We start from the raw sequence: 22424 nt of genomic DNA, 5'->3' as shown, positions 1-22424 counted from the left end.
CATGTTCGACCGCCGCACGCGCATTGCCGACTGTGCTGGCTCGGGATGCGGGCACCGCCGTGAGTGTGGCGTCACTGGGCGCTGCATTGTGGCCGGAAACCATGCTGAGGAGCCTGTGCACGCGATCAACACGCTGATCGACCGGCTGCGCAAAGACTTACCTGAGCCGACGACAATTCGCCGCGATTCCACCGCTATTGCCTTGCCGTAGAACAGGATTGGGTGAATGACGTGCGTTTCTGGCAGTTGATGGACGCTGGGCGGACGGCGCTGCACGAGCACGATCCGGTGACCCCCGCGCGCAAAACGCACACACCAATTCATGCTTATAGCAACTGTTGCATTGGGCTTCTATCAGGTACCGTCCGAAGCCGTGGAAAACGGCGCACTCTCACAACGCACCACAGCTTCGCTCCGATGAGCTTGACCGGCGACTCCCTGTTCTACGCAGTCATTGCCGCAGCCGTCGCCGCAGTGTTGGCGACACTGCTGGCATGGAACGCGGTGCGGGGGCCACGCCCGGTGCGATGGCTGACCCGCTTGCTCATGATCGGTCTGTGCCAGGCGACCGCCGTCGCGGTATTGGGTCTATGGGTCAACAACAACTTCGCGCTGTACAGCTCGTGGAGCGACCTGCTGGGTCAGCCAACAGACTCGGAATCGGTGGACAACACCGGTCCGCACGACGCGTCCGCGGCGCGATTCGACGACCTCGGCGACCGCGTAGCCGCCACCGACTACCGCGGGCCGGAATCCCGCCTGCGAGGCCGCGTATTGGTATGGACGCCACCGCAATACGACCAGCCCGAGTACCGCGACTACCGATTCCCGGTGATCATGCTGCTGCACGGTGTCCCCGGCACACCTCGCGCCTGGATCAAAGGCGGGCACGTGACCACCGAACTGGCCGAAATGATGCGCCAGGGGAAACTGGCGCCCGCAGTCCTGGTCATGCCTCGGATCGATCCCGCGGGCAATACCGACTGCGTCAACGTCCCACGCGGTGCGCAAACCGCCACCTGGCTGGCCCACGATGTCCGCAACTTGATCACCAGCCGCTTCCGCGTGCTCGACAATCCCTCCGGTTGGGCCATGGTCGGCGATTCGACCGGCGGCTACTGCGCGACGACTCTTCCGCTGCAGTATCCGGCCGCCTTCGCCACCGGACTGGCTTTCAGCCCCGACGATTTCCACGGTGACCCCGATATCGTCCCCAGCAGGACGCTTCGACGACTCGCCGACCCGATTCGCCTGGCCGCGACCGGGCCGCCGGTGGCCCTCTTGGTCGCCACCAGCCGTCACGACCCCTCCAGCACCCCGGCCAACGCACAAGCCCTCCTCCGCGCCGCCAAAGCCCCCACTCAGATCGCACCGCCACTGATCGCCGACGACGGCGGCCACAATTGGGGGACCTGGCGAGCCATGTACCCCAAGACATTCGGCTGGCTCAACTCCCACCTGAGCCCACCCCGGAAACCAGCGCCGGCGACCGCGCCACCAACCGGCGCCAGTGCTGCCGCGACGGGCTGTCCGATCACCAACCAGTGCCCAACGCGACGGTGAGACCGGCCTGATCCCAACCCAGTGGAGAATCTCGATGCGAGGTTCGCCTGCATCGCGCACCCGAGCATCCTGGCGCTGCTGGCCGCGGTCGCGATGGCCACCCTCATCGCACCACTGCTGTCGAAGAACACGATCTATACGCGGACGATGTTCGAGGCGACACCGATATCGAACGCCCGCACCGAACACCCCGCATTGCCTATAGCAATTGTTGCATACTGCCACTAACATGGTTTGGGTAACCGCCCAAGGCGATTGCCCAATTCGGGTTCCGATGGGAGGAAATCCGTGGTTACGGCGGCTGAGCGGGGACAGGAAACGCGCGCCAAGCTCATGGCGGCGGCTGTTGAGTTGATCGCCGAGACCGGATGGGGTGCGGTGACCACCCGGATGGTCGCCGAACGCGCGGGCGTGCGACCCGGATTGGTGCACTACCACTTCCCGTCGGTGACCGACCTGCTCATCGATGCGTCGTTGCAGCTGGCACGCACGGAGTACGACACCGTGATGACCGGGGTGCTCGCGACATCCGGACCTGCCGCGATGACGCAGATGCTCATCGCGATCGGTTCCTACACCGGGACCGATACAGCAACCGTGGCGATGAGCGAGATGATGCTGGCCGCCACCCGCCATGAACGGCTGCGCATCGAGTTGGGGCGCTTCGTCGCCGAAGCGCGCGCCGCGATGACCGCATGGCTGCGTGAGCAGGGGGCGACCGTGGACCCGGAAGCGACCGCAGCGGTGGTATTGGCACTTGTCGACGGCCTGATCCTGCACCGACTCATTGACCCCACCTTGCGCGCGGTGAACGTGACCGGCCCGCTGCTTCGCGCGGCGGGATTGACCGAAAGCCCAGATAGCGAAGGAATTTCCGGTGACCGAACACAGGAATGCGAGCGCACCGACGACTGACCGACCGCGCGGCGGATTCCGCCTGCACGGAGTGTGCAAGACCTACGGCGAGGGCGAGGCCGCCGTGCACGCCCTCACCGATATCGACCTCGACGTCGCACCGGGCGAGCTGGTCGCGATACTGGGTGCGAGCGGCTCGGGAAAGACCACGCTGCTCAATATCATCGGCGGCATCGAATCGGCTGACAGTGGATCGGTAACCGTTGCGGGGCAATATATTTCGAGCAGACATCCAGCGGCTCTCGGGGCGTTCCGGCGCGATCACGTCGGCTTCGTGTTCCAGTTCTTCAATCTGATCGCGAGTCTCACCGCGCGGGAGAACGTCGAGGTCATAATCGAGCTGACCGGCCGCGGCGAGCGGCGACAGGTTCCGGACCTGCTGGCAGCGGTCGGGCTCAGCGACCGCGCCCATCACTTCCCGGCCCAACTGTCGGGCGGTCAGCAGCAGCGGGTGTCGATCGCGCGTGCGCTGGCAACCGACCCGGACCTGCTACTGGCCGATGAACCCACCGGCGCACTGGATGTCGCCACCGGACGCGGTGTGCTCGAGCTGCTGCAGCGCACCAGCCGCGCGGGCCGTGGCGTGGTGATGGTGACCCACAACGAGGTTGCCGCTGAGATCGCCGACCGTGTGGTCCGGATGCGCGACGGTCGCATCGTCTCCGCCGACATCAACGCCGCCCCCGCCGACGCCGCGACCATCAGGTGGTGATCGGTGTGCCTCTCGCATCGAATCGCGTGCTGCACAAGAAGATGCTGCGCGACCTGCGCCGCCGCACCGCACAGGTCGCCGCGATCGCCGCGACCGTCCTGCTCGGTGTGCTGCTGTTCATCGCCAGTTACGACTCGTTCCGCAACCTCGAAACCTCTTACCGGCACACCTACAGTCGGCTGCACTTGGCCGACTTCACCGCCGCCGGGGGCGACCCGGCGAACATCGCCGCGGCCGCGCGGAGTGTCGACGGCGTCGAGCGGGTTACGGTACGCACCCAGGCCGATGTCCCGTTCTCGATCGGCGACACCAAACTCCTCGGGCGAGTCATCGGGCTACCTGACGTGCCCGCACCGAGTGTGAACGACATCGATCTCACCGCCGGAACACTGCCCGACCCCGCACATCCCGACCAGGTGGTGGTCGAGCACCACGGCGCCGACACCTTCGCGCTGACGGTGGGTAGCCGACTCCAGATCTTCGATGGCAGCGCCTGGCATCCCGTGACCGTCTCCGGGATCGCTCGATCGGCCGAATACCTGTGGCCGGCCCGCAATCGCCAGGACGTGCTCGGCGACCCGCACGCTTTCGCGGTCGTCTACGCACCGCAACCTGAAGCGTTGCGCCTGGCCGGACAGCCGCGACCGAATCAGACGCTGGTCGAAATGACCAGCACGGCAACGGCATCCGAGCACGACACCGCGGCCTCGGTGCTGCGCTCGGCGGGCGCGTTGGATGTCGTGCCCCAGGCCGATCAGCCCTCCAACGCCGCACTGCACGAAGACCTCAACGGGTTCTCCGAACTCGCTGTCGGATTCCCGGCGCTGTTCCTGGCGGCCGCGGCGATCGCGGAGTACGTGCTGATCACCAGGCTGGTCCAGGCCGAACGCCCGATCATCGGCACCCTGCTCGCGATGGGCGCCCGCCGTCGGACGCTGATCGGCCACTACGTCAGCTACGGCGTCGGCATCGCCGCCCTCGGCGCCGCTCTGGGTGTCCTCGGCGGGTTCATCGCCACCTCCGCGGTCACCGCGACCTATACCTCCGCGATCGGCATACCCGACACCGTCGTCGCACACCGAATCCCCACCGCGCTCATCGGATTCGCACTCGGCCTGCTCACCGGCCTCATCGCCGGACTGGCCCCGGCCATCGCCGCCGCCCGCACCGCACCAGCCGAAGCGATGCGCGGCGACGGCATCCGCGCGCCCCGCATGGGTCCACTCACCCGGCTGTCCGCGCGCTGGCACCGGATGCCAGTGGTGGCGCGGATGGCATTGCGTTCACTGTCGCGGGGCCGTCGCCGCACGCTGGCCACCATGACCGGCACCGTGCTCGCGCTGATCCTGATCCTGGCCTCGGTCGGCATGCTCACCAGCATGCGCAGCGTGCTCGACATCCAGTTCCACCAGATCGAAAGCGAGGACGCCACCGTACTGACCAACGCAGGCACCAGCAACCTTTCCACCGACCCGCGAAAAATACCGGGGGTCACCGCCGTCGAACCGACTACGCTCACCCCGGTCACCGTCACCGCCCACGGCAAGTCGTACTCGACCACGTTGAACGGCCTAGCGCCCGACACGACCATGCACAGCTTCCGTGACCCCGGCGGTGACACCAAGACGAACCTGCCCACCGGCGGAATACTCACCGGAGCAGCACTTTCCGATAAGCTCGGCATCGGAGTCGGCGACATCGTCACTGTGGCACCTGCCCTCGGCAGCCCACACCAGGTGCGGGTCGCGGGCTTTCTCGACGAACCCCTCGGCACCTTCCTCTACGCCGACCTCGACACCGCTCACGGGATCGGCGGAGTGGGCCTCGGCGGCTACCTGGTGCGCTTCGACCGCGGCGCCGACCGGGACGCGCTGCGCGCGGCGATCACCTCGCTGCCCGGTGTCCTCGCCTACACCGACACCCACGCCTTGGAAGACCAGGCCGACCAATTCCTCGGATTGTTCTGGGTTTTCATCGTGGTCATGCTGGCGCTCGGTGCGGTGCTGGCGTTCACCGTGATCTATGTGACCATGACGGTCAACCTCGCCGAACGGACCACCGAGCTGGCCACACTGCGGGCCGCGGGCGTGCCGGTGCGTCGGCTCACCGCCGCACTCGCCACCGAAAACCTCACCGCCACCCTGCTCGCCGTCCCGGTCGGACTGGCCGCGGGAGTCCTTGCCGCATCGGCGTTCCTGCGCTCGTTCAACAGCGACATGTTCAGCCTGCATCTGTCCCTCGGCATCGGACCGCCGCTACTCGCGATCGCCGCGGTCCTGACCGCCGCCGCACTGTCCCAGCTGCCCGCCGCCCGACTCGTCGAACGGATCGATCTTGCCCGCGTCGTGCGGGAGCGAGCCCAGTAAGCCTGGCCGCTGAAACCTATTGGAGGAGAACGGAAATGACATCACCGAACCTCACCACCAAGCTGAGCGCCCGCGCCCTGCAGACACGATGGCTGGTGCGCGCGCCCATCTGGCTCTACCGAGCCGGGCTCGGATTCGTATTCGGCACACGGATGCTGATGTTGCAACACATCGGGCGCACATCCGGTGAACGCCGATTCGTCGTACTCGAGGTCGTCGACCGGCCCACACCGGACGAGTTCGTCATCGTCTCCGGGTTCGGCACGAAAGCCCAGTGGTACCGCAACATCCAGGCACATCCACACGTCCGGATCTCCACCGGCATGCGGCGCAACCTCGCCGCTACCGCGACTCCGATGACCAACGACGAATCGGCGGCCGCGCTCGACCATTACATCCACCATCATCCCGGCGCTTGGGACAAGCTGCGCGGCACCATCGAACACGCATCCGGTCGGCCCGTCCATACGCTGCCGATGGTTCGGCTGAACGTATCGACCGCCGAGTCCTGATCACGATCGGGCACGGACTTGGTAGCTGGTGGTCGTACCTTCCATCATGTTGTCGTCGACATGGCAGTGGAATTGTCAGATGTCGGTGGTTGTCGGAGCGCATGTCCGCGACGATCATGCTGGCGGGGGAGCAGCTCAGTAAGTCGGCGCGATGGCCCTGATCAGGACGGTGTGGGCAGGTCGGTGTCGCTGCGCCGCCGACCGCCCGAGAGATATGCATATAGCAACTGTTGCAGAGTGCCGCTTTCAGGTAGGGTCTGGAGCTCGTGGTGGCTGGCGCGGCAATCGAATCGCGGAAAGATGTGGGTAGATGGGGGGCGATCACCGCATCAGGTGTGGTCGCGGGCTATGCGATGGTGCTGCTCGCCAACGCCCGCCACTTCTACACCGATGACACCGAATCCCAGTACGGCCCGATGTGGGTGATGCTCGGCAGGCAGCTGCGTGCGGGCCACTTCCCCGCGCTCGTGCCATGGGAATGGATGTCGGGTAACTACTCGATGGAGGAGGCGGGCCTCTACAACCCGCCGCAACTGCTGGTCGATCTGATCGCGCCGTCGGTCGATAATCTCGCCCTTTATGTCACCGTGGTGAAGCTGATCTTCTCGATCATCGCCGCGCTCGGGGTGTATCGGATCTGCCTGGTCTACGGCGCCCGCCCGCAGTGGGCGGCGGTCGCGGGTGTGGCCTTTCCGTTGAGCGGATGGTTCCTGTTCTTCGACGAGGCCAGTTGGGCAACCTCGCTCACCGGTACCGCCTGGATGGTGCACGCCTGGGCGTCGGCGGTCGGTTACACGCGGGGTCGTAGTGGGCCGATTCCGGTCTTTGTCTTCTTGTATCTGGCGATCTCGGTCCAATATGTGTTTCCGGCAGTCGAATCCGCGTTGATGATCGTGGCGGTCGCGGTGGGTGAGGTGATCTATCAGCGGCGGTGGGCACCGCCGCTGCGGCTGCTGCTCGCCGCTGGATGTGCGGGGTTGGCGGGCTTGGAAACATATCTGCCCGGGATGCTGTCCTCGCCGGTGACTTGGCGGGGAAACGAGCGAATTCTCAACGACCCCTTCTTGACCGTGCCGTGGTCGGAGTCTCTGAACGCGAGCCTGCCCAGTACCGTGCCCGCGTTCACCGGCTGGTGGGGATATGTGCAGCCGCTGCCGATGGTCTATATCGCCTGGTTCGTTATTCCGGCGCTGGCGTTCATAGACTGGCGGGCGGCTCGGGCGTCGGCACGCGAGCTCAGCGGGGTCGCACTTTTCGCGACGGCGGTGCTGATGTGGTGTGCCGGGCCGGGCCGTATAGGGCCATTGCGGTGGCCGGCGCGGGTGTTGCCGATGGTCGCTCTCGCGCTACTGGTTCTGGTGTGTGTATTGCTCAGCCGCTACGGCAGCTTCGCGCACTGGCGCCGCCGCGGGGTCGCCGCTGGTGTGTTGATCGGATTGCTGTTCGTGCGTTCGTTTTCCGCGGACCCGCACGATGTGCTGCGGCATCTCGTCGCCGCCGCGGTGGTCGCGGCGATCGGGGCGGCCGCGGTCTGGCTCGTCCGTACCCGAGGCGTCGCCGTCGGATGCGTGCTGACCATCGTGTCCATGTTCCCGATCGCCTACTGGCAGGTGCACAGTGCGCCGCCGACACCGATGTCCTACGGCTTCCCGGAGCGGCGTTCGGAGATGACGGCCACCTTCCCTCATTTCGACGGTGTCACACTGCAACTCGCCGACCGCGCGCTGCTGCGGGGTGACGATCGGAGCCTGGCCGGCGCCTACGGGTCCCTGTCCTTCGGCAACTACGCGAAGAATATGGGGTTGGACTACGTCAACGCCTACACCCCGATCGGCTATGCGGCGTTCAGCGCTATCCTGTGCATGGGCTGGGACGGCAGCACCTGCCCGGACGCCTACCGGCGCGCCTTCGACATCGAATCATCCACCGGCCGAACGATTGTCGATCTGATGAAGGTCGACCGGGTGGTGCTGCAACGGGCGCAGTATCCGGAGGCGGGCGACCATCCCGCGCCGCCCGGCTGGAAATGGGTCGACTATCCAGGTCACGAGCACTACATCTGGGTCCTCGAACGCGAGAGCGGCCCGATCTCGACCAAGAACGGCCTCATCGCCGACACCAGCGGGGTCACCGCCACCTCAGCCGAGCGAACCAGCCTCACCAGCAGGATTCGGGTGACCTCGGCCAACGGCGGCCGGGTCGTCTTCGCACGGCTAGCCTGGCCCGGCTACCGAGCCACCCTCGACGGCCGCGACATCCCATACCATATGGTGGCGAAAACCTTTGTCGCCGTCGATATTCCAGCTGGCACGAACAGCAGCGAACTGATCCTCACCTGGCGGCCACCAGGCTGGAAAGTCGGCATCGCGACCGCGCTGGCCGCGATCGCGGGAATCTGCGCATTGCATTGGGGACACCTCCGGCCGCGACGGCGCGACGAAGACTTACCGCCACCGCAGGACCACGTACCGGACGAGCCAGAGCGGGAACTGGCGACCGTCTCATAGCGGGGCACGCCTGGACTACCTCCCGAACCCCCACGCTGATCAGTCGAGCGAGTTGATGCCACCTCGGCGGCGAGGGTGCAGACCGTACCGTTGGACGTGCCACAACGGCTTGGTGACAACCATCCGTCGCACAGGCTTCCCACCCCTGCGTGACTCACCATCCCGCCGGAGAATGCAGCGCTTGGCCCGACCGACGCCCCCAGCATCATTGCACCGCAAGCAGTTTCGTTGCCATCCCGCGACCCGACATACCGGGTGCCACGTCGGCCGTCTTTCATGTACAGCGGTTTTGGTTATTACTAAAGCATTCGGTCACTAGCGAAGGTGGGTGTGATGACCGGCCTCGGCGACACCGAGCGTGCGAACGTCCGGTGCGTCCGGGCGAATCGGCCGCGACCCGGCCCGCAGCGGGCCTCTGCTACTGAGCGTCGGTCGCATCGGTCGCATCCGATGGCGCGACCAACCCACGACATCACCCCTGCGAGCACACGATCGACTGCTGATGCTTGGCGCTAGGTGGCCGGACCGCGAGTGAGACAGACAAATCAGTGCAGGGTGCGGACCGGGACACCGGCTCGGTGTAGGTAGTTCAGCAGCGACCCACGCGTGGCCCGATGCCCACTGAAGTGATCGATCGACAACACCACGACGTCGTGTGCTCCCGAGCGCCGCAACTCCGCGAACAGATCAAACAGTGCACCGGAATCAGGGGCTTTTCATGGAATACCGTGGTCAAATCGAAACCGTTCGCAGCGGCGTACTGCTGGAAGAGTTCGTCGCACTCCTCGACGGTTTCCTCGATCAGATCCAACCGAAGATAGCCGTACAGCAGTGGGCGGAGCGGCTCGGTCACTGATCGCCAAGCGGAGCGAACTCCGCCCGGACAGCAGCGCCGACACTGGGGTGCGACTGGTCTGCCATGCGCGCTCCCAGTCGCAGGTCCGTGACACCGCCGCGCAGGGAGAGGGCACGATGCGACGAGCCACAACCACCGCCCGACCTGCGTGACTGGCTACGCGCCGCTAGTAAACACGCGCCCTTGTCGCCCGGCGGGATCTCGTTGAAGTCGATGTGGCCATGATCGTCGGGCCTGTTGTCGTTCATCGAGTCGTCCCAGGCGGTGAGCGGGTGTCGTGACTCGCTGCCTTGGGGTGACTTGATCTCGACGGACTCGACTTCCTCGACAGTCACCGCGAGCACCCCGGCTGGGGCCTGATAGATCTTGTCGTTCTGCTCGCACCGCTCTTTGATCGCGTTGGCGCGATCCTTATACGCCTGCTCGGGCGTCGTTGCGACCCCGCGCGCGATCGACATGCGATTGAAGTCGTGAAGCCGTGGTGGCCCGGCGCCGTTCTCGTCGCCGACCGGGGGACCAGCTGTTCCGTAAAGCCAGCTTCGTCGTGCCGACGCGGGCACTCGCAGGAAGGTCTCCGCATTCGTACCGGCTTTCCGCAGGGAACCTGGGATCGCGCATGCGGTATCGGCGCGGGAAGGATGGTCGCTGTCCCTGAGTCCTCACCGACGAACGCGGATGATCGTCTTCCCCTTGATCCGCTCGGCCGAGTTGAAGGCAGCGACAGCATCGTCGATGGTCGCGACTTGGCCGATGTGCGTCTGCAGACGTCCGTCCCGCACCCGCAGGGCGATCTCACCCAGTTGCGCGCGATCGGACACGACAACGAAGTCGACCGCCAGTCCGTCAGCCGGCCGTGCCTCGGGCGGACCGGCGACGGTCACGAGTGTTCCTCCGGCTCGAACCAGACCCGCGGACCGCCTTCCGATGTCGCCGCCAAAGACATCGAACACCAGATCGACTTCGCCGACATCTTCCATCGCGTCGTTCTCGAGGTTGACGAACTCTTGCGCGCCGAAGTCGAGCGCCGTCTGACGGTGGGCAGCGCGTCCGGTACCGATGACGTAGGCGCCGGCCTCACGCCGTGTCGAATCCCGCTGTCGGCAGCGGATAGCGCTGGGCGTCACCGTGAATGTAGGTGGTGTTGGTGATGTGCTCGACTGCGGCCAGTTCGGTGGCGACCGCGAGCATCGGGGCGGACAGATCGATTCCGGTGACCTGGCCGTCACAGGCTCGGTGGGCGGCCAGGCGGGTCGTTTGACCTGTGCCGCAACCGGAGTCGCCCACCCGACGCCGATCGCCGAGGCGGCAGCCGCACGCTCCACCGACCGGCCGCGCAGCGCGGGCCGAACCCATCAGCCGTTCCGGAGTGATGTTCTTCGACGATCCGCTCGCCGCCTTCACCAATATCGCCCATGCCCTGCGCCCGGGCGGCCGCCTGGCCTTCGTGTGCCACGCCGACGCCACCACCAACCCGCTCCTGAGTGCACTGGCACCGCTGACCTCCGATGCCACCGTGGGAGAAGCTGAGCCCGGCGTCACTCTCTTCGCCGACCCGCAGTGGGGGCGAAATCTGTTACATCAGGCCGGTTTTCACGATGCCCGGGCCACAACATTTGATTCACACACCACCGCGGGCCACGATGCCGACGATGCTGCCGAGTTCCTGATAGCGGGCAGCCTGCGGTCACTGGTACGCGACCTCGCCCCGGACGCACACGCCCAGGCGCGTCAAGCAATCGCCACCGCCCTGCGACCACTGGAACGACCCGCTGGTGTCGTCCTGCCTGTGACCGGGCTGGCGTGACGGTTCTGATCCGGTTGTCGCAGGTTCGTGCCCCGGCGGGGCACTATAAGGATGGGACCGGTTCTGACCGGCGGTTTCCTGGGGAACGCTGATAGTCCAAGAAACGTTCGCGCACTTGGGATAAGGGATCGTTCTGCCAGGAGTGGGATCTAGCGGGAATCACGAGACATCACAAACTCCTGAGTAGTGGCAGGGTTTCGAGTCCCCTTAGCTCCACAGAACGGCAAAGCGGAAGGTCAACGGCCTGCGGTTTGTCACGTTTGTGTAGTTATCCGAACCATTTCCGTGCTGCGCTGGGCGGACATGCCGTTCGACAACGGCCGTGAGATGCTCGCCTTCGCCCTTGTTTCGACACTCCCACTGCGCAGAGATTCATGACTGGTTGCGCCGGGATTGGCTGGGGCTGTGGCCGGTGTGGCGGTGAAACCATCGGGAGAAGGCGCTCAGTTCGGAGAAGCCGAGTTCGGTGGCGATGTCGGTGAGGGTGCGGTCGCGCTGGGTGAGGTAGCGGCGGGCGAGGTCGAGGCGGGTGGTGTCGACGATGCCGGTGAAGGTTTCCCCGGCGTGGGCGAGGTGCCGGTGCAGGGTACGGCGGCCCATGCCGAGCCGGTCAGCGACGACGGCAGCCGAGCAGCGTTGGGTGGGCAGTAGGGATTCGATGACGGCGCGCGCTTGGTCGGCAATGGACTCGCCGGCCGGGGCGAGTGTTCGCAGGTATTCGCGAACGTAGGGGCGGAGCAGGGGGTCGGCGAGGGGGTTCGCCGCGTCGAGGTCGTGAGAGTAGCAGACGATGCCATCGAAGTCCTGGTCGAATTCTATTGAGGGACCGAGGATCCGGTGGTAGGCATCGAGATCGGGTGGTGCGGGGTGGGCGAAGCAGACCCATACCGGGCGCCAGGTGGGGCCGAGGAAATCGCACAGGATCCGACAGGTCGCACCGACGGAAAGCTGGCGGAATTGCCGACCGAGCGAGACCCCCTCAGCCGCCTGGACGTGGATAGTGGTCAGGCTGTTGATTTCGGTGAGCCGGACGCGCAGTGCTTCATTGTGCAGGGTGATATGGCGCAGCACGATCTGCACCGCACTGCGGATATCGGGTTCTTCACGGGCGACGAGGGCGACGGGGCCGAGTCCGGATAAGCCTCGCCGTTCGGCGAGGCGTAGCCCGACGTCGTCGCAATTCGCCTCGGCGGCGGTGCGTTCCAGGAGTTGGTCGACCGCTGTGACAGGCAGCCAGATGTCGCTGGCGGCCAATCCGGCGGGGCCGATGCCGACCGAGCGCAGCAGCAGCATCGGGTCCAGCCCGAGGGACAGGGTCACATCGACATAGCCGGACAGCACGGCGCTGCGAATCATCGTCGCCGTCATCGACATCCTTCCTAGGCCCCAGGGGTCAAATTGTATGGCTCAATGGGTCAAGTATAGCTCCGTTTCGGCAGCTACCGTGACACGTATCACGTCCAATGCATCACAGGAGCTGCCGGTGACCACCGAGTCCGTACCCACCCCCGTCGTCGACGCAATGCGCGCCCAGGGTGCGTGGAATCCGTTGTGGGACAAGCTATCCGAATGGGACCCGGAGTGGACTGAGCAGTTCATGTCCATGGGCACGCTGCCGATTCGCCGTGGCGTGCTGTCCCCGGAGTTCGTGGAGTTGTTGAGCATCGCGGTCGACGCCGCGTGTACGCACATGTACTCGCCCGGAGTGCGCCGCCACATCCGCGCCGCTTTGGAGCTGGGCGTGTCTCATGAGGAGATCCTCGCGGTGCTCGAGCTGACCACCGTGCTGGGCATTCACGCCTGCAACATCGGGGTCCCCGTGCTCGCCGAAGAACTCGACGCCTTCGAGCGTCGCCGCGCGGAGCAGCGGTAGTTCCGCACCGCGCAATCAATATCGATCAGGAAGGACGATCATGCACTACCTCGATGATTCGCTGCTACCGGAGAACCAGGAGAAACTGGTCATCCAGGTGGCCCCGTACGCTCCGGGGTTCCTGCCCGGCGATTCCGACGACATTCCGGTCACCATGGACGAGCAGATCCAGAAGGCGGTGGACTGCTACAACGCGGGCGCGCAGGTGCTGCATGTACACGTGCGCGAGGCCGACGGGTACGGATCCAAGCGGTTGGAGATGTTCAACGAGATGCTGGGCCGGCTCCGGGAAGCAGTACCGGAGATGATCCTGCAGGTCGGTGGGTCGATCTCGTTCGCACCGCCGGAGGGCGGCGACAAGGCGAAGTGGCTGGAATACGACACCCGCCATATGTTGGCCGAGCTCGATCCGAAGCCGGATCAGGTCACCATCGTCGTCAACACCAACCAGATGAACGTGACCGAGCTGCTGACCGATGACGACATCGCGGGCACGTCGATCCAGAACCCCGTGCTGTACAAGGCATACCGCGACATGGTGATGGAAGCCGGTCCCGAGTTCTACCTCGAGCATCTGAGCCGGCTGACCGCGGCCGGCATCCAACCGCACTTCATGCTCGGCAGTCTGACTCAGCTGGAAACGGTGGAGCGGTTGATCCGCCGCGGCCACTACACCGGCCCGCTGGTGCTGAACTACATGGCGATCGGCGGCGGTTCGGCGGGGCTGCACCCGGCGGACCTGATCGAGTTCATCCGGCGGACGCCGGACGGTGCGGTGCTCACGATCGAAACCGTCATGCGCAATGTCACCCCGATGTGCACGATCGCGATCGCGTTGGGCCAGCACGTGCGGGTCGGTATCGAGGACAACCTGTGGGGCCGCAAGGGCGAACGACGCACCTCGGTGCAGCAGGTCGAGCAGATGGTCCGCATCGCCAACGAGCTGGGCCGCGACGTGGCTTCCTGCAAGGAGGCGCGCGACATCTACCTCTTCGACGAGGTCTACTCCGGCACCGACGAGGCGCTGGCCAAGATCGGGTTCCCGCCCAACCGGCAGCCCGGCCAAGTGGGATTCCTGCACCACGCTTGATCCTTCGCAGGGCAGTGCGCCGACGGTAGCTCAGCGACCGCGGCGCGCTGCCCGCGCTCGTTTTTCATCATTTTCCGGCACCGGTCCCTACGGGCCCGGTCTTCTAGTTTCACCAGGCTCGAGGATGCGCCATGGATATTCCCACCACTCCCGCCGCCCCTGCGGCGATCACACCCGCGACCCCGAGCGCACGTTCTCGGATCTTTCCGTGGATCGTATTCGGGTTGACCTTCGGGTTGATGTTGTCGGACTACATGTCCCGCCAGGTGCTGGCGGCGGTATTTCCACTGTTGAAATCCGAGTGGGGCCTGTCGGATTCGCAGCTGGGCTCGTTGACCAGCATCGTCGCATTGATGGTGGGGCTGTTGGCGTTTCCGCTGTCGCTGGTTGCCGACCGCTGGGGCCGTGTGCGCAGCTTGCTGGTCATGGCGACCGTCTGGAGCGTCGCCACTCTGCTGTGCGGGCTGGCCACCGGCTACGGCCAGATGCTCGGTGCACGGTTTCTGGTCGGGGTCGGTGAAGCCGCATACGGCAGCGTCGGGGCCGCAGTGATGCTGTCCGTGTTCGCACCTCGGTTGCGGGCCTCGTTAAGCGGAGCGTTCCTTGCCGGAAGTTCTTTCGGGTCGGTCCTGGGTGTCGCGCTCGGCGGCATCGTCGCCGCACGTATCGGCTGGCGATGGACCTTCGTGGTCGTGGCCGTGGTGGGCCTGCTGCTGGTTGCCGCATTCCGGGTGCTGATCACCGAATCCGCCCTGAGCCGTCATCAGGTCGCGGAGGTGCCCGCGCCGGATTCGCCTCCGGCCCCGCACAACACCTCGCGGGCGCCGTTGTCGAGCCTGTTCTCGTCGGTGTCGCTGTGGTGCGCCTACCTCGGTGGCGGCCTGCAGCTGTTCGTCGGGGGTGTGCTGCTGGCGTGGCTGCCCAGCTTCTTCAACCGGTCCTATTCGATGCCCCCGGGCCGCGCCGGCCTTGTGGCCTCGGCATATGTGCTGCTCGCCGGAATCGGAATGATCGTGTGCGGCATCATCACCGACCGGGTCGGGCGCACCGATCCGGTGCGTCAGTGGAGCAGCGCGCTGGTCTACTGCACGATCTCACTGATCCTGTTGACCATCGCGTTCGGTCTCGGCCCCGGCCCTGCCCAACTGATCGTGCTCGCGCTGGGGGCACTGACCGCCTCCGGCGCGAGCGGCGCCACGTTCTCGATGGTGGCCAGCCTCACCCATCGCAGCGTGCGTGCCACCGCGTTCGCAACGGTTACCTTGGCCAACAACGTCTTGGGGCTCGCACTCGGCCCGCTCGTGGTCGGCTTCCTCGCCGACCGCTACGGGCTGGCCAACGCCCTGCGACTGGTCCCGTTGGCCTATCTCGGCGCAATCATCGCACTGGCCCTCGGCCGGCGCGCCTACCCGGCCGGGCTACGCCGCGTGGCCGCCCTCGACGCCCGGCCATCGGCCGCGTAACCGCATCGTCTGTGACCTCATCGTCATTGCCCGGCCCGACCGCCACATCACCCGCCACCAACCCATGAGGTGCCGCCGTGCTCAATTTGTCCACCCTGCTGGAAAGTTCAGCCCATCGTTACCCGCACCGCGACGCCGTCGTCGCGGGAGATCAGAGATTGACCTACAAACATGTCGACGCCGCCGCGAACCAGGTCGCCCACCTGCTGGTCGAGCACGGCATCGAACCGGGCGACAAAGTCGCGTTGTCGTGCCCGAATTTGGCGTGGTTTCCGATCATTTACTACGGCATCGTCAAGGCAGGCGCGGTCGTGGTCCCGCTGAACATTCTGCTCAAGGACCGCGAAATCGCTTACCACCTCGACGATTCCGATGCCAAAGCCTATTTCTGCTACCAGGGCACCCCCGAGCTGCCGATCGGCGACTACGGTCGCGCCGGTTTCGAGGCTTCGAGCTGCCGTCACTTGTTCGTCATCGACTCACCCGCCCCACAGGCCGGCGATCCGATCGGTGAATTTGCCACCGCCGTGCGGGCGCAGCCCACCAAGTTCGCCGCTTGCTTTCGTGAAGCCGTCGATACCGCGGTCATCCTCTACACCTCCGGTACCACCGGCACACCCAAGGGTGCCGAGCTGACCCACGCGAATCTGCTGCTCAACGCGCTCACCACCAACCGGCTGTTCGACGACAACGCTGCTCGACACGACCGGCATCTGGTGGTGCTGCCGCTGTTTCATTCCTTCGGGCAGACGGGGAGCATGAACGCCGGGTTCTCCGTCGCCGCAACCCTGGTCCTGCAGCCTCGTTTCGATGCCGTCACCGCGCTGACGTTGATGCAGACCGAACAGATCACCGTGTTCGCCGGTGTGCCGACTATGTACTGGGGGCTGCTGCAGGCCGTCGACGACAGCGTCGACCTTCGAGGCATCACCGAACGTCTGCGACTGGCCCTCTCCGGCGGCGCCGCCCTGCCTGTGGAGATCCTGACCCGTTTCCGGCAGCGGTTCGGTGTGGATATCGCCGAAGGCTATGGGTTGTCGGAAACCTCACCGCTGGCCTTGTTCGCCGACCTCGATCACGAGCCGCGCCCGGGGTCGATCGGCCTACCGGTCTGGGGTGTGGAGGTCCGCCTGATCGATGACGAATGGAACACCGTCACCGGGTCCGACATCGTCGGTGAGATCGCGATCCGCGGCCACAATGTCATGAAGGGTTATCACAACAGGCCCGACGCCACCGCCGAGGTCATGTGCGACGGCTGGTTTCGTACCGGTGACCTGGCCCAGCGCGATACCGATGGCTACTACTACATCGTCGACCGCGCCAAGGACATGATCGTGCGCGGTGGTCTCAACGTCTATCCCCGTGAAATCGAAGAAATCCTCATGACCCATGAGGCGGTGTCGCTCGCCGCTGTGGTCGGCATCCCGCATGAGAGTCACGGCGAGGAAATCAAGGCGTACATCATCCCGGCCCCGGGAACCGCACCGACCGAGGACGCGCTCATCGGGTGGGCCAGACAACAGTTGGCGGCCTACAAATACCCCCGCCACATCGAATTCGTGCGCACGCTCCCGATGACGGCCACCGGCAAGATTCTCAAACGCGAACTGCGTACCCACGGCTGAAAACCACTGCACCACAACACTATCGCGTCCGTACCGAGTAGCGGAGACAATCACGACCCGTCAGGAGAGCATCATGGCACTATCCGGGAAGACCGCCGTCATTACCGGCGCCGGCCAGGGACTGGGCAAGGCCATCGCACTGTCGATGGCACAAGCGGACGCCGATATCGTCGCCTGCGACATCCAGACCGACAAACTGGCCGACCTCACCGACCAGATCCACGCACTGGGCCGCGAATGCCTGGCGGCACCGGTCGACGTCGCCGATCGGCCCGCGGTCGACCAGATGTTCGCCGACGCAGTCGACCGATTCGGCGCCGTCCACATCCTGGTCAACAATGCCGCGATCGTGCCAACGTCACCGGCTGAGGAGGCCCGCCGCAATCTGCACTACGCCTATCTGACCACCCCCAGCGAACGCCGATCACTCGGAATCACCTCCGGTCTCACCGATGACGACTGGCTGAAATGGTGGGACGTCAACGTCCACGGAGTGTTCTACTGCACCCGCGCCGCCCTGCGCTACATGGAACCGCAGCACTACGGGCGCATCATCAACATCAGCTCCGTCGCCGGGATTTCGGCCGCCAGCGCCCACAGCCCCGGATACTCGGCAACCAAGGCCGCCGTCGCCAACCTCACCAAAACCGTCGCACTCGACGTCGCCGGAGCCAACATCCTCGTCAACGCCATCGCCTGCGGCGCTGTTCTGACCCCGCTGTTCCAGGCCTACCTCGACAGGGCCACCCCCGAGCAGACCAACAGCCTCTACCAGCTGATTCCGCTCGGCAGACTCGGCGCGCCCGAGGAATATGCCTCGCTGGCGGTCTACCTCGCGGGCGACGACCACTACCTCACCGGCCAGATCATCAGCCCCAACGGCGGAACCGTCATCTGACCCAGCAGCCGGAGCACCCGGCCACGGCATTCTGGAGCACCGATTGTGAACCACGCGACCGAACCGAACATCCTGATCGTCCCCAGCCTCGGTGATCACCCCGACGACCACTGGCAAACCCAGCTCGCGGCGACCCGCCCCAATGCCCCGAACCCTGCCGCGGCCGAACGGCGCTCAACGCCTGGACCGCCACGCCTGGGGCACGGCATTGGACCGAACCGTGTCGGACATCACCGGCGAGGTCGTGCTGGTCGCCCACAGCGCGGGCGTGCTGGCGCTCAGCCGAAATGGCCTGGTCTCGAGAGTGTTCCAGGCGTCGTGCAAGGGCGCGCGAATGGACCGTCCGGGACTCGGAGTTGCCGATACAGGCGGGCGAACGGTCCGCGAATATCGCTGAAGATTGGCGGATGACCCGATCGCTGGGCGCTGTGCGGTCAGGGGCCCATCACGTCATGCTTATGTGCCCATCACAACGATCAGCTTGCCGCGGGAGTGTTCTTTTACCAGTTCGCGGTATGCGCGCGGGCCGTCGTCCAGGCGGTAGCGCCGTCCGATCGCCGCGGGCAACGTCCCATCGTTCGCCCGTGCTGCCAGTTCGTCCAGGTCTCCCGGCCGCGCCGCACAGTGGATGGTGTCCATGGTGAGATCGTCGCGATCGTGGGTGCCCGGTTCCGGGGCGGGATAGGTGGCGTTCAGCAGTCGGCCGCCGCGTCGTATCGCCCGGCTGACTTCGATCAGCCGGGCGGCCGGCAGGGCGATGTTCACCACGGCGTCAACGCCGTCGGGATAGCGCCGTGACGTCTCGGCGACGACATCGGCGGTGAGGTAGTCGATGACCTCATCGGCACCCAAACGGCGCACATGGTCTTCGTCGGCGGCGGCTGCGGTGGCGATGACGTGTGCCTTCGCGGCAGCCAGAAGGGGGACCATCACGCTGCCGACGCCTCCCGTCGCGCCGACGACCAGGACTGTTTCACCGGGCTGCACCTGCCCCGCGCGAAGCAGCTGCAACGCAGTCAGGCCGGATATGGGCAGGGCGGCGGCCCACTCGGCCTCGAGCGTGGGCGGGCGATGCGCGAGGGCGGGGGTCTCGGCCTCCAGGACCACGTACTCGGCCATCGCCCCCGTGGTCAGGGACAACGGGCTGGAGAAGGCTGCACTGAAGCGGCCGGTCGCGCGGGGAAAACCCGTCCCGAATACCGCATCGCCTACCGCGAACCGGGTGACTCCCTCGCCGACCTCGGTAACCGTGCCGGCGAAGTCGCTGCCCGGCACGTGCGGGAATTCCAGGGACGCCAGTTCCGCCAGCATGCCACTGAGCAATTCGAGGTCAGAGCCGTTGAGCGCCGCTGCTTCCACCCGCACCTGGATCTGCCCGGTGTCCGGCCGGGGAATCGGCATGTCCTCAACAGCCAGCACCGCCGGGGAGCCGTAGTTCCGGGCGACAACCGCCCTCATCGTCTCTTTCATCAGTGTCCTCGCCTCACAGGGGCACCGCCGTTTACAGCGGTGCGGCCATAACCGGACCGACTGGTCAGGTTACGAGGACCGTAGCATGGAACCTGACCGCATGGTCCGGTTGTCGTATGATGCGGGAGAGACAACGAGATTGGGGAACGGATGACGAGGGCAATGCCGCCGGAGCGGTTGCGGGCCGACGCCGCCCATAATCGGCGTGCTCTGCTGGCCGCCGCCGCGGCGACGTTCGCCGAGCAGGGTATGGACGCCTCGATCGCCCAGATCGCGGCACGGGCCGGGGTCGGCAAGGGCACCGTGTTCCGCCACTTCGCCACCAAACAGCAACTCCTCGCCGCGATCCTCTGTGACCGGCTCGATGAACTGACGGCCGCCGGCGAGGCGTTGCTGGGCGCCGCTGACCCGGAGTCCGCTCTGCTGGAGTTCATGACCACCAGCGTCGAGATGCAGGCTGGTGACCGTTCCTTCTGCCAGGCCGCGACCGGCATCGCCGTCAGCGATCCCGAAGTCCGCGCCGCCACCGCCCGCCTTTTCGAGGCCGCAGAGGCGCTTACCGACCAGGCGCGGCGCCAAGGAACCGTGCGAGACGACATCACAGGGGAAGACATCATGCTGCTGCCCGGCGCCGCCTATCAGGCCGCCGCACCCCTACGAGATGTCGCCCCCGATCTGTGGCGACGCTATCTGGGCGTGATCTTCGACGGGTTGAGGCCCGATGCGGCGCGCCCCCTGCCCCACCCTGCGCCGACCAGCGCCCAGTTCACCACCGCCATGGACGAACACGCGACGAACAGCGGCCCGAACCGCATCACGGACCTCGAGCCCCGGCTCTCGGAGCAGCAGTGACGGCCCACCGCACGCGTCGCTGACACCTTCGCGGCGCCGAAACGCAGGGGTGCACGAGCCGGTGGCGCGCACTGAGAGTTCGATTCCTGCATCGAACCCGGTGAATACCGAAAGTGCCGTCGCGCCCCTTCAGTTCGTGGAACCCTATTCGGCCCCAACCGAACCGGAAGGAACAACCCGATCCGGACGACGATCTCGACGGCGCCATGTACTGGTTGCCTGTTCAGCGCTCCAGACTCGCGCCAGCTCCGCGACACTGTCCGGTCGCCAGTTCACTACCCCGGCATGCCGAGTCGTAGCTGAATCCGGCTCGGCAGCGGCCCGGACCGGGACGTTGGTCCGTGGCATCTCGCTTGTGGCCGCGCCGGTCACCGGAGCCGGGAGCGCTTGTCGCCGGTGCGTTGTGGCTGTTTGGCTGCTTCGGATCGGACCTGACCGATCCGGTCTCCGGTGTCTGCCGCCAGTTGTGCCGGGTTTGCGGGTCGCGGATGGATGCGGCGACGCAGTCCTCGAGCATCCGTTCGGCGTCGTCGTTCTTCCCATGCAGCAGGGCGACCCACCCGATCAGGGCCATGGCCTTGATCTGCAGGTCGGTGGGCTGCGAGGGCAGCGCACGGGTGGCCTGCAGCGTGCGTTCGGCCCACCGGCACATTTGTCGGGTCGAGCCTTTGATTGCCGGCATGGCGATCAGGTTTGCCGAGATTTCCAGACCGAGTGCCGGCTCGCCCGAGGTCAGGCTCGTCTCGATCGCCCGGACCAGGTTGTCCCAGGCCGCGCGTACCCAGTCCAGCAGTCCCTGCTCGGCGGGACTCAGCACAGCGTGCTGCGCCGCAGCGATTTTGTCGCGGTAGTAGTGGCGATGGCGCCGGGTGAGCCGTGCGGGTTCGTCCACTTCGTGGGTGGAGCGCTCCTGCAGCCGCTGGCCGGCGAATACTCGAACACTCTCCAGCAGGGAGTACCGCACCGTGATCGGCGTGAAATGGGCGGTCACCAGCGACTGCTCGACCAGACGCTCGAGCACACCTGCCACATCATCGGCCGGCAGCCGCACGAACTCCCCGCCGTTGGCCCGATCCCCGTCGGGGTCGTCCGCGCAGACCGCCTCGATCGCTGCCAACTCGACGCCGACATCCGCAACAGAGCTGGTGTCGTGGTCGGGGCTGGTGTCGTATCCGGCAGCGAAGACCGACATCCGGTCCAGCAGTAGCCGCTCCTGATCCAGGCACAGGTTATAGGACCAGGCGATGGCATCACTGATGCCTCGATGCCGCGGGTCGGCCCCGACCCGGGGTCCATGCGACCAGCGCATGCGTTTGTCGGTTGCCTCGCCACTGAGTTCTTGCACGATCATCGCCAACGGCTGCCGGGACAGCCTCGCCGCCGCCAACCGGATATACAGCGGGTGGTTGTTCATGTGACGACAGATCCGGTTGGCGTTGGCGACGTCGTCCCGGTCGACGATGTGATGATCGGTGTATTCGGCACGTTGACGGAACAAGGTCAACGCTTGCTGCCGCGACAGGGAGGGCACCTCCACCACATACTCGTCGACCCAGCCCACCGCTTCGCGACTGGTCGCCAAGACGGTCAGCCCCGGCACTGCCTCCAGCAACCGCGCGATCACCTCCCCGGCGCCGGCGAGCACATGCTCACAGTTGTCCATTACCAGCACCGACTGCAGAGTCCGCCCCGCCTTGTCGGTCACGGTCAGCGTGTCGACGAGTACGTCCCACGCGGACCGTCCCGAGAAGTCCGCATCGACCACCGCGTGCGCGACCTCGTCCTCGACCGCTGCCGCGTCGGAGTCCTTGACCAGCCGCGCCAGCCGCACCCAGTACACCGGTGTCTGTCGTGTCTTGCGGAGCCGGCGGACGGTCTCGGTGGCGAGTCGTGTTTTCCCGATGCCGCCCGGCCC

Annotated in this window: 23 protein-coding genes; 17 read left to right on the top strand and 6 right to left on the bottom strand. The window is 66.0% G+C overall.

Annotation, left to right across the window (positions count from 1 at the left end; all coding sequences use genetic code 11):
* Window position 1 precedes the first annotated feature (1 nt).
* From ACWEO2_RS42290 to ACWEO2_RS42250, 9 genes are all read left to right on the top strand, one after another.
* A complete protein-coding gene (locus tag ACWEO2_RS42290) occupies window positions 2-211 on the top strand; it encodes a hypothetical protein (protein WP_452410530.1) in 210 nt (69 codons plus the stop codon).
* Between the two features lie 206 nt (window positions 212-417).
* A complete protein-coding gene (locus ACWEO2_RS42285; RefSeq protein ID WP_452410529.1) occupies window positions 418-1563 on the top strand; it encodes an alpha/beta hydrolase in 1146 nt (381 codons plus the stop codon).
* A gap of 21 nt (window positions 1564-1584) precedes the next feature.
* Window positions 1585-1791: a hypothetical protein gene (locus ACWEO2_RS42280; RefSeq protein WP_452410528.1), complete on the top strand. Its 207-nt coding sequence runs from the start codon at window positions 1585-1587 to the stop codon at window positions 1789-1791.
* Window positions 1792-1851: 60 nt separating this feature from the next.
* Window positions 1852-2478 carry a TetR/AcrR family transcriptional regulator gene (locus tag ACWEO2_RS42275; RefSeq protein ID WP_452410527.1) on the top strand — a complete coding sequence of 209 codons (627 nt, stop codon included), beginning with the start codon at window positions 1852-1854 and terminating at the stop codon, window positions 2476-2478.
* The gene (locus tag ACWEO2_RS42270; protein ID WP_452410526.1) at window positions 2441-3190 is read left to right on the top strand and encodes an ABC transporter ATP-binding protein; all 750 of its coding nucleotides are present in this window, start codon (window positions 2441-2443) and stop codon (window positions 3188-3190) included. Before ACWEO2_RS42275 ends, ACWEO2_RS42270 begins: the two co-directional genes overlap by 38 nt.
* Before the next feature lie 5 nt (window positions 3191-3195).
* Window positions 3196-5556 (top strand): FtsX-like permease family protein, encoded by a 2361-nt coding sequence (locus ACWEO2_RS42265; protein WP_452410525.1) that lies wholly within the window; start codon window positions 3196-3198, stop codon window positions 5554-5556.
* Window positions 5557-5591: 35 nt separating this feature from the next.
* On the top strand, window positions 5592-6068 hold the full coding sequence (locus ACWEO2_RS42260) for a nitroreductase family deazaflavin-dependent oxidoreductase (RefSeq protein ID WP_452410524.1): 477 nt from the start codon (window positions 5592-5594) through the stop codon (window positions 6066-6068).
* A gap of 302 nt (window positions 6069-6370) precedes the next feature.
* Window positions 6371-8575 (top strand): hypothetical protein, encoded by a 2205-nt coding sequence (locus ACWEO2_RS42255; protein WP_452410523.1) that lies wholly within the window; start codon window positions 6371-6373, stop codon window positions 8573-8575.
* Between the two features lie 718 nt (window positions 8576-9293).
* The gene (locus ACWEO2_RS42250; RefSeq protein WP_452410522.1) at window positions 9294-9431 is read left to right on the top strand and encodes a hypothetical protein; all 138 of its coding nucleotides are present in this window, start codon (window positions 9294-9296) and stop codon (window positions 9429-9431) included.
* Here ACWEO2_RS42250 and ACWEO2_RS42245 read toward each other — a convergent pair.
* The 3 genes from ACWEO2_RS42245 to ACWEO2_RS42235 all read right to left on the bottom strand — a co-directional run bounded on the left by ACWEO2_RS42245 (window position 9425) and on the right by ACWEO2_RS42235 (window position 10715).
* Entirely contained in the window at window positions 9425-9889 is a 465-nt protein-coding gene (locus ACWEO2_RS42245; protein WP_452410521.1) for a hypothetical protein, read from the bottom strand. The two genes, ACWEO2_RS42250 and ACWEO2_RS42245, sit on opposite strands and share 7 nt — an antisense overlap.
* Before the next feature lie 201 nt (window positions 9890-10090).
* Entirely contained in the window at window positions 10091-10555 is a 465-nt protein-coding gene (locus ACWEO2_RS42240; protein ID WP_452410520.1) for a zinc-binding dehydrogenase, read from the bottom strand.
* Window positions 10506-10715, bottom strand: coding sequence for a class I SAM-dependent methyltransferase (locus ACWEO2_RS42235; RefSeq protein WP_452410519.1), 210 nt, complete (start codon window positions 10713-10715; stop codon window positions 10506-10508). Before ACWEO2_RS42235 ends, ACWEO2_RS42240 begins: the two co-directional genes overlap by 50 nt.
* 85 nt (window positions 10716-10800) lie before the next feature.
* Between ACWEO2_RS42235 and ACWEO2_RS42230 the strand changes: the two genes are divergently transcribed.
* Window positions 10801-11235 (top strand): hypothetical protein, encoded by a 435-nt coding sequence (locus ACWEO2_RS42230; RefSeq protein ID WP_452410518.1) that lies wholly within the window; start codon window positions 10801-10803, stop codon window positions 11233-11235.
* 372 nt (window positions 11236-11607) lie between these two features.
* Here the strand turns inward: ACWEO2_RS42230 and ACWEO2_RS42225 are convergent, their stop codons facing one another.
* Window positions 11608-12603, bottom strand: coding sequence for an AraC family transcriptional regulator (locus ACWEO2_RS42225; RefSeq protein ID WP_452410517.1), 996 nt, complete (start codon window positions 12601-12603; stop codon window positions 11608-11610).
* 154 nt (window positions 12604-12757) lie between these two features.
* Between ACWEO2_RS42225 and ACWEO2_RS42220 the strand changes: the two genes are divergently transcribed.
* The 6 genes from ACWEO2_RS42220 (at window position 12758) to ACWEO2_RS42195 (ending at window position 18584) form a co-directional block, all read left to right on the top strand.
* Window positions 12758-13108 carry a carboxymuconolactone decarboxylase family protein gene (locus ACWEO2_RS42220; protein WP_355183001.1) on the top strand — a complete coding sequence of 117 codons (351 nt, stop codon included), beginning with the start codon at window positions 12758-12760 and terminating at the stop codon, window positions 13106-13108.
* Between the two features lie 40 nt (window positions 13109-13148).
* The gene (locus ACWEO2_RS42215; protein WP_355182990.1) at window positions 13149-14198 is read left to right on the top strand and encodes a BKACE family enzyme; all 1050 of its coding nucleotides are present in this window, start codon (window positions 13149-13151) and stop codon (window positions 14196-14198) included.
* A 131-nt stretch (window positions 14199-14329) separates the two neighbouring features.
* Window positions 14330-15661 carry an MFS transporter gene (locus tag ACWEO2_RS42210; RefSeq protein ID WP_452410516.1) on the top strand — a complete coding sequence of 444 codons (1332 nt, stop codon included), beginning with the start codon at window positions 14330-14332 and terminating at the stop codon, window positions 15659-15661.
* 77 nt (window positions 15662-15738) lie between these two features.
* A complete protein-coding gene (locus tag ACWEO2_RS42205) occupies window positions 15739-17289 on the top strand; it encodes a long-chain-fatty-acid--CoA ligase (protein WP_452410515.1) in 1551 nt (516 codons plus the stop codon).
* A gap of 73 nt (window positions 17290-17362) precedes the next feature.
* Entirely contained in the window at window positions 17363-18187 is an 825-nt protein-coding gene (locus ACWEO2_RS42200) for an SDR family NAD(P)-dependent oxidoreductase (RefSeq protein WP_452410514.1), read from the top strand.
* Between the two features lie 142 nt (window positions 18188-18329).
* A complete protein-coding gene (locus tag ACWEO2_RS42195) occupies window positions 18330-18584 on the top strand; it encodes an alpha/beta hydrolase (protein ID WP_452410513.1) in 255 nt (84 codons plus the stop codon).
* A gap of 59 nt (window positions 18585-18643) precedes the next feature.
* Here ACWEO2_RS42195 and ACWEO2_RS42190 read toward each other — a convergent pair whose 3' ends face one another.
* Window positions 18644-19657: an NADP-dependent oxidoreductase gene (locus tag ACWEO2_RS42190; protein ID WP_452410512.1), complete on the bottom strand. Its 1014-nt coding sequence runs from the start codon at window positions 19655-19657 to the stop codon at window positions 18644-18646.
* Window positions 19658-19819: 162 nt separating this feature from the next.
* Between ACWEO2_RS42190 and ACWEO2_RS42185 the strand changes: the two genes are divergently transcribed.
* Window positions 19820-20509 carry a TetR/AcrR family transcriptional regulator gene (locus ACWEO2_RS42185; protein WP_452410511.1) on the top strand — a complete coding sequence of 230 codons (690 nt, stop codon included), beginning with the start codon at window positions 19820-19822 and terminating at the stop codon, window positions 20507-20509.
* A gap of 223 nt (window positions 20510-20732) precedes the next feature.
* On the opposite strand, the gene ACWEO2_RS42180 is transcribed toward ACWEO2_RS42185, so the two are convergent.
* A partial coding sequence (locus ACWEO2_RS42180; RefSeq protein ID WP_452410510.1) for an ATP-binding protein occupies window positions 20733-22424 on the bottom strand: 1692 nt, incomplete at its 5' end.

Source organism: Nocardia sp. NPDC004278 (assembly GCF_053602975.1).
The sequence above is the reverse complement of the archived record's forward strand: the minus strand, read 5'-3'. Positions and strand labels throughout refer to the sequence as shown.

Bases quoted from the DNA above. Each gene is read 5' to 3' on its own strand.
- ACWEO2_RS42260 (WP_452410524.1), top strand. From the start codon at position 5,592: ATGACATCACCGAACCTCACCACCAAGCTGAGCGCCCGCGCCCTGCAG.
- ACWEO2_RS42250 (WP_452410522.1), top strand. From the start codon at position 9,294: ATGGAATACCGTGGTCAAATCGAAACCGTTCGCAGCGGCGTACTGCTG.
- ACWEO2_RS42200 (WP_452410514.1), top strand. From the start codon at position 17,363: ATGGCACTATCCGGGAAGACCGCCGTCATTACCGGCGCCGGCCAGGGA.
- ACWEO2_RS42195 (WP_452410513.1), top strand. From the start codon at position 18,330: ATGCCCCGAACCCTGCCGCGGCCGAACGGCGCTCAACGCCTGGACCGC.
- ACWEO2_RS42290 (WP_452410530.1), top strand. From the start codon at position 2: ATGTTCGACCGCCGCACGCGCATTGCCGACTGTGCTGGCTCGGGATGC.
- ACWEO2_RS42210 (WP_452410516.1), top strand. From the start codon at position 14,330: ATGGATATTCCCACCACTCCCGCCGCCCCTGCGGCGATCACACCCGCG.
- ACWEO2_RS42285 (WP_452410529.1), top strand. From the start codon at position 418: ATGAGCTTGACCGGCGACTCCCTGTTCTACGCAGTCATTGCCGCAGCC.
- ACWEO2_RS42185 (WP_452410511.1), top strand. From the start codon at position 19,820: ATGCCGCCGGAGCGGTTGCGGGCCGACGCCGCCCATAATCGGCGTGCT.
- ACWEO2_RS42230 (WP_452410518.1), top strand. From the start codon at position 10,801: ATGTTCTTCGACGATCCGCTCGCCGCCTTCACCAATATCGCCCATGCC.
- ACWEO2_RS42190 (WP_452410512.1), bottom strand. From the start codon at position 19,657: ATGAAAGAGACGATGAGGGCGGTTGTCGCCCGGAACTACGGCTCCCCG.
- ACWEO2_RS42245 (WP_452410521.1), bottom strand. From the start codon at position 9,889: ATGTCGATCGCGCGCGGGGTCGCAACGACGCCCGAGCAGGCGTATAAG.
- ACWEO2_RS42220 (WP_355183001.1), top strand. From the start codon at position 12,758: ATGCGCGCCCAGGGTGCGTGGAATCCGTTGTGGGACAAGCTATCCGAA.
- ACWEO2_RS42215 (WP_355182990.1), top strand. From the start codon at position 13,149: ATGCACTACCTCGATGATTCGCTGCTACCGGAGAACCAGGAGAAACTG.
- ACWEO2_RS42225 (WP_452410517.1), bottom strand. From the start codon at position 12,603: ATGACGGCGACGATGATTCGCAGCGCCGTGCTGTCCGGCTATGTCGAT.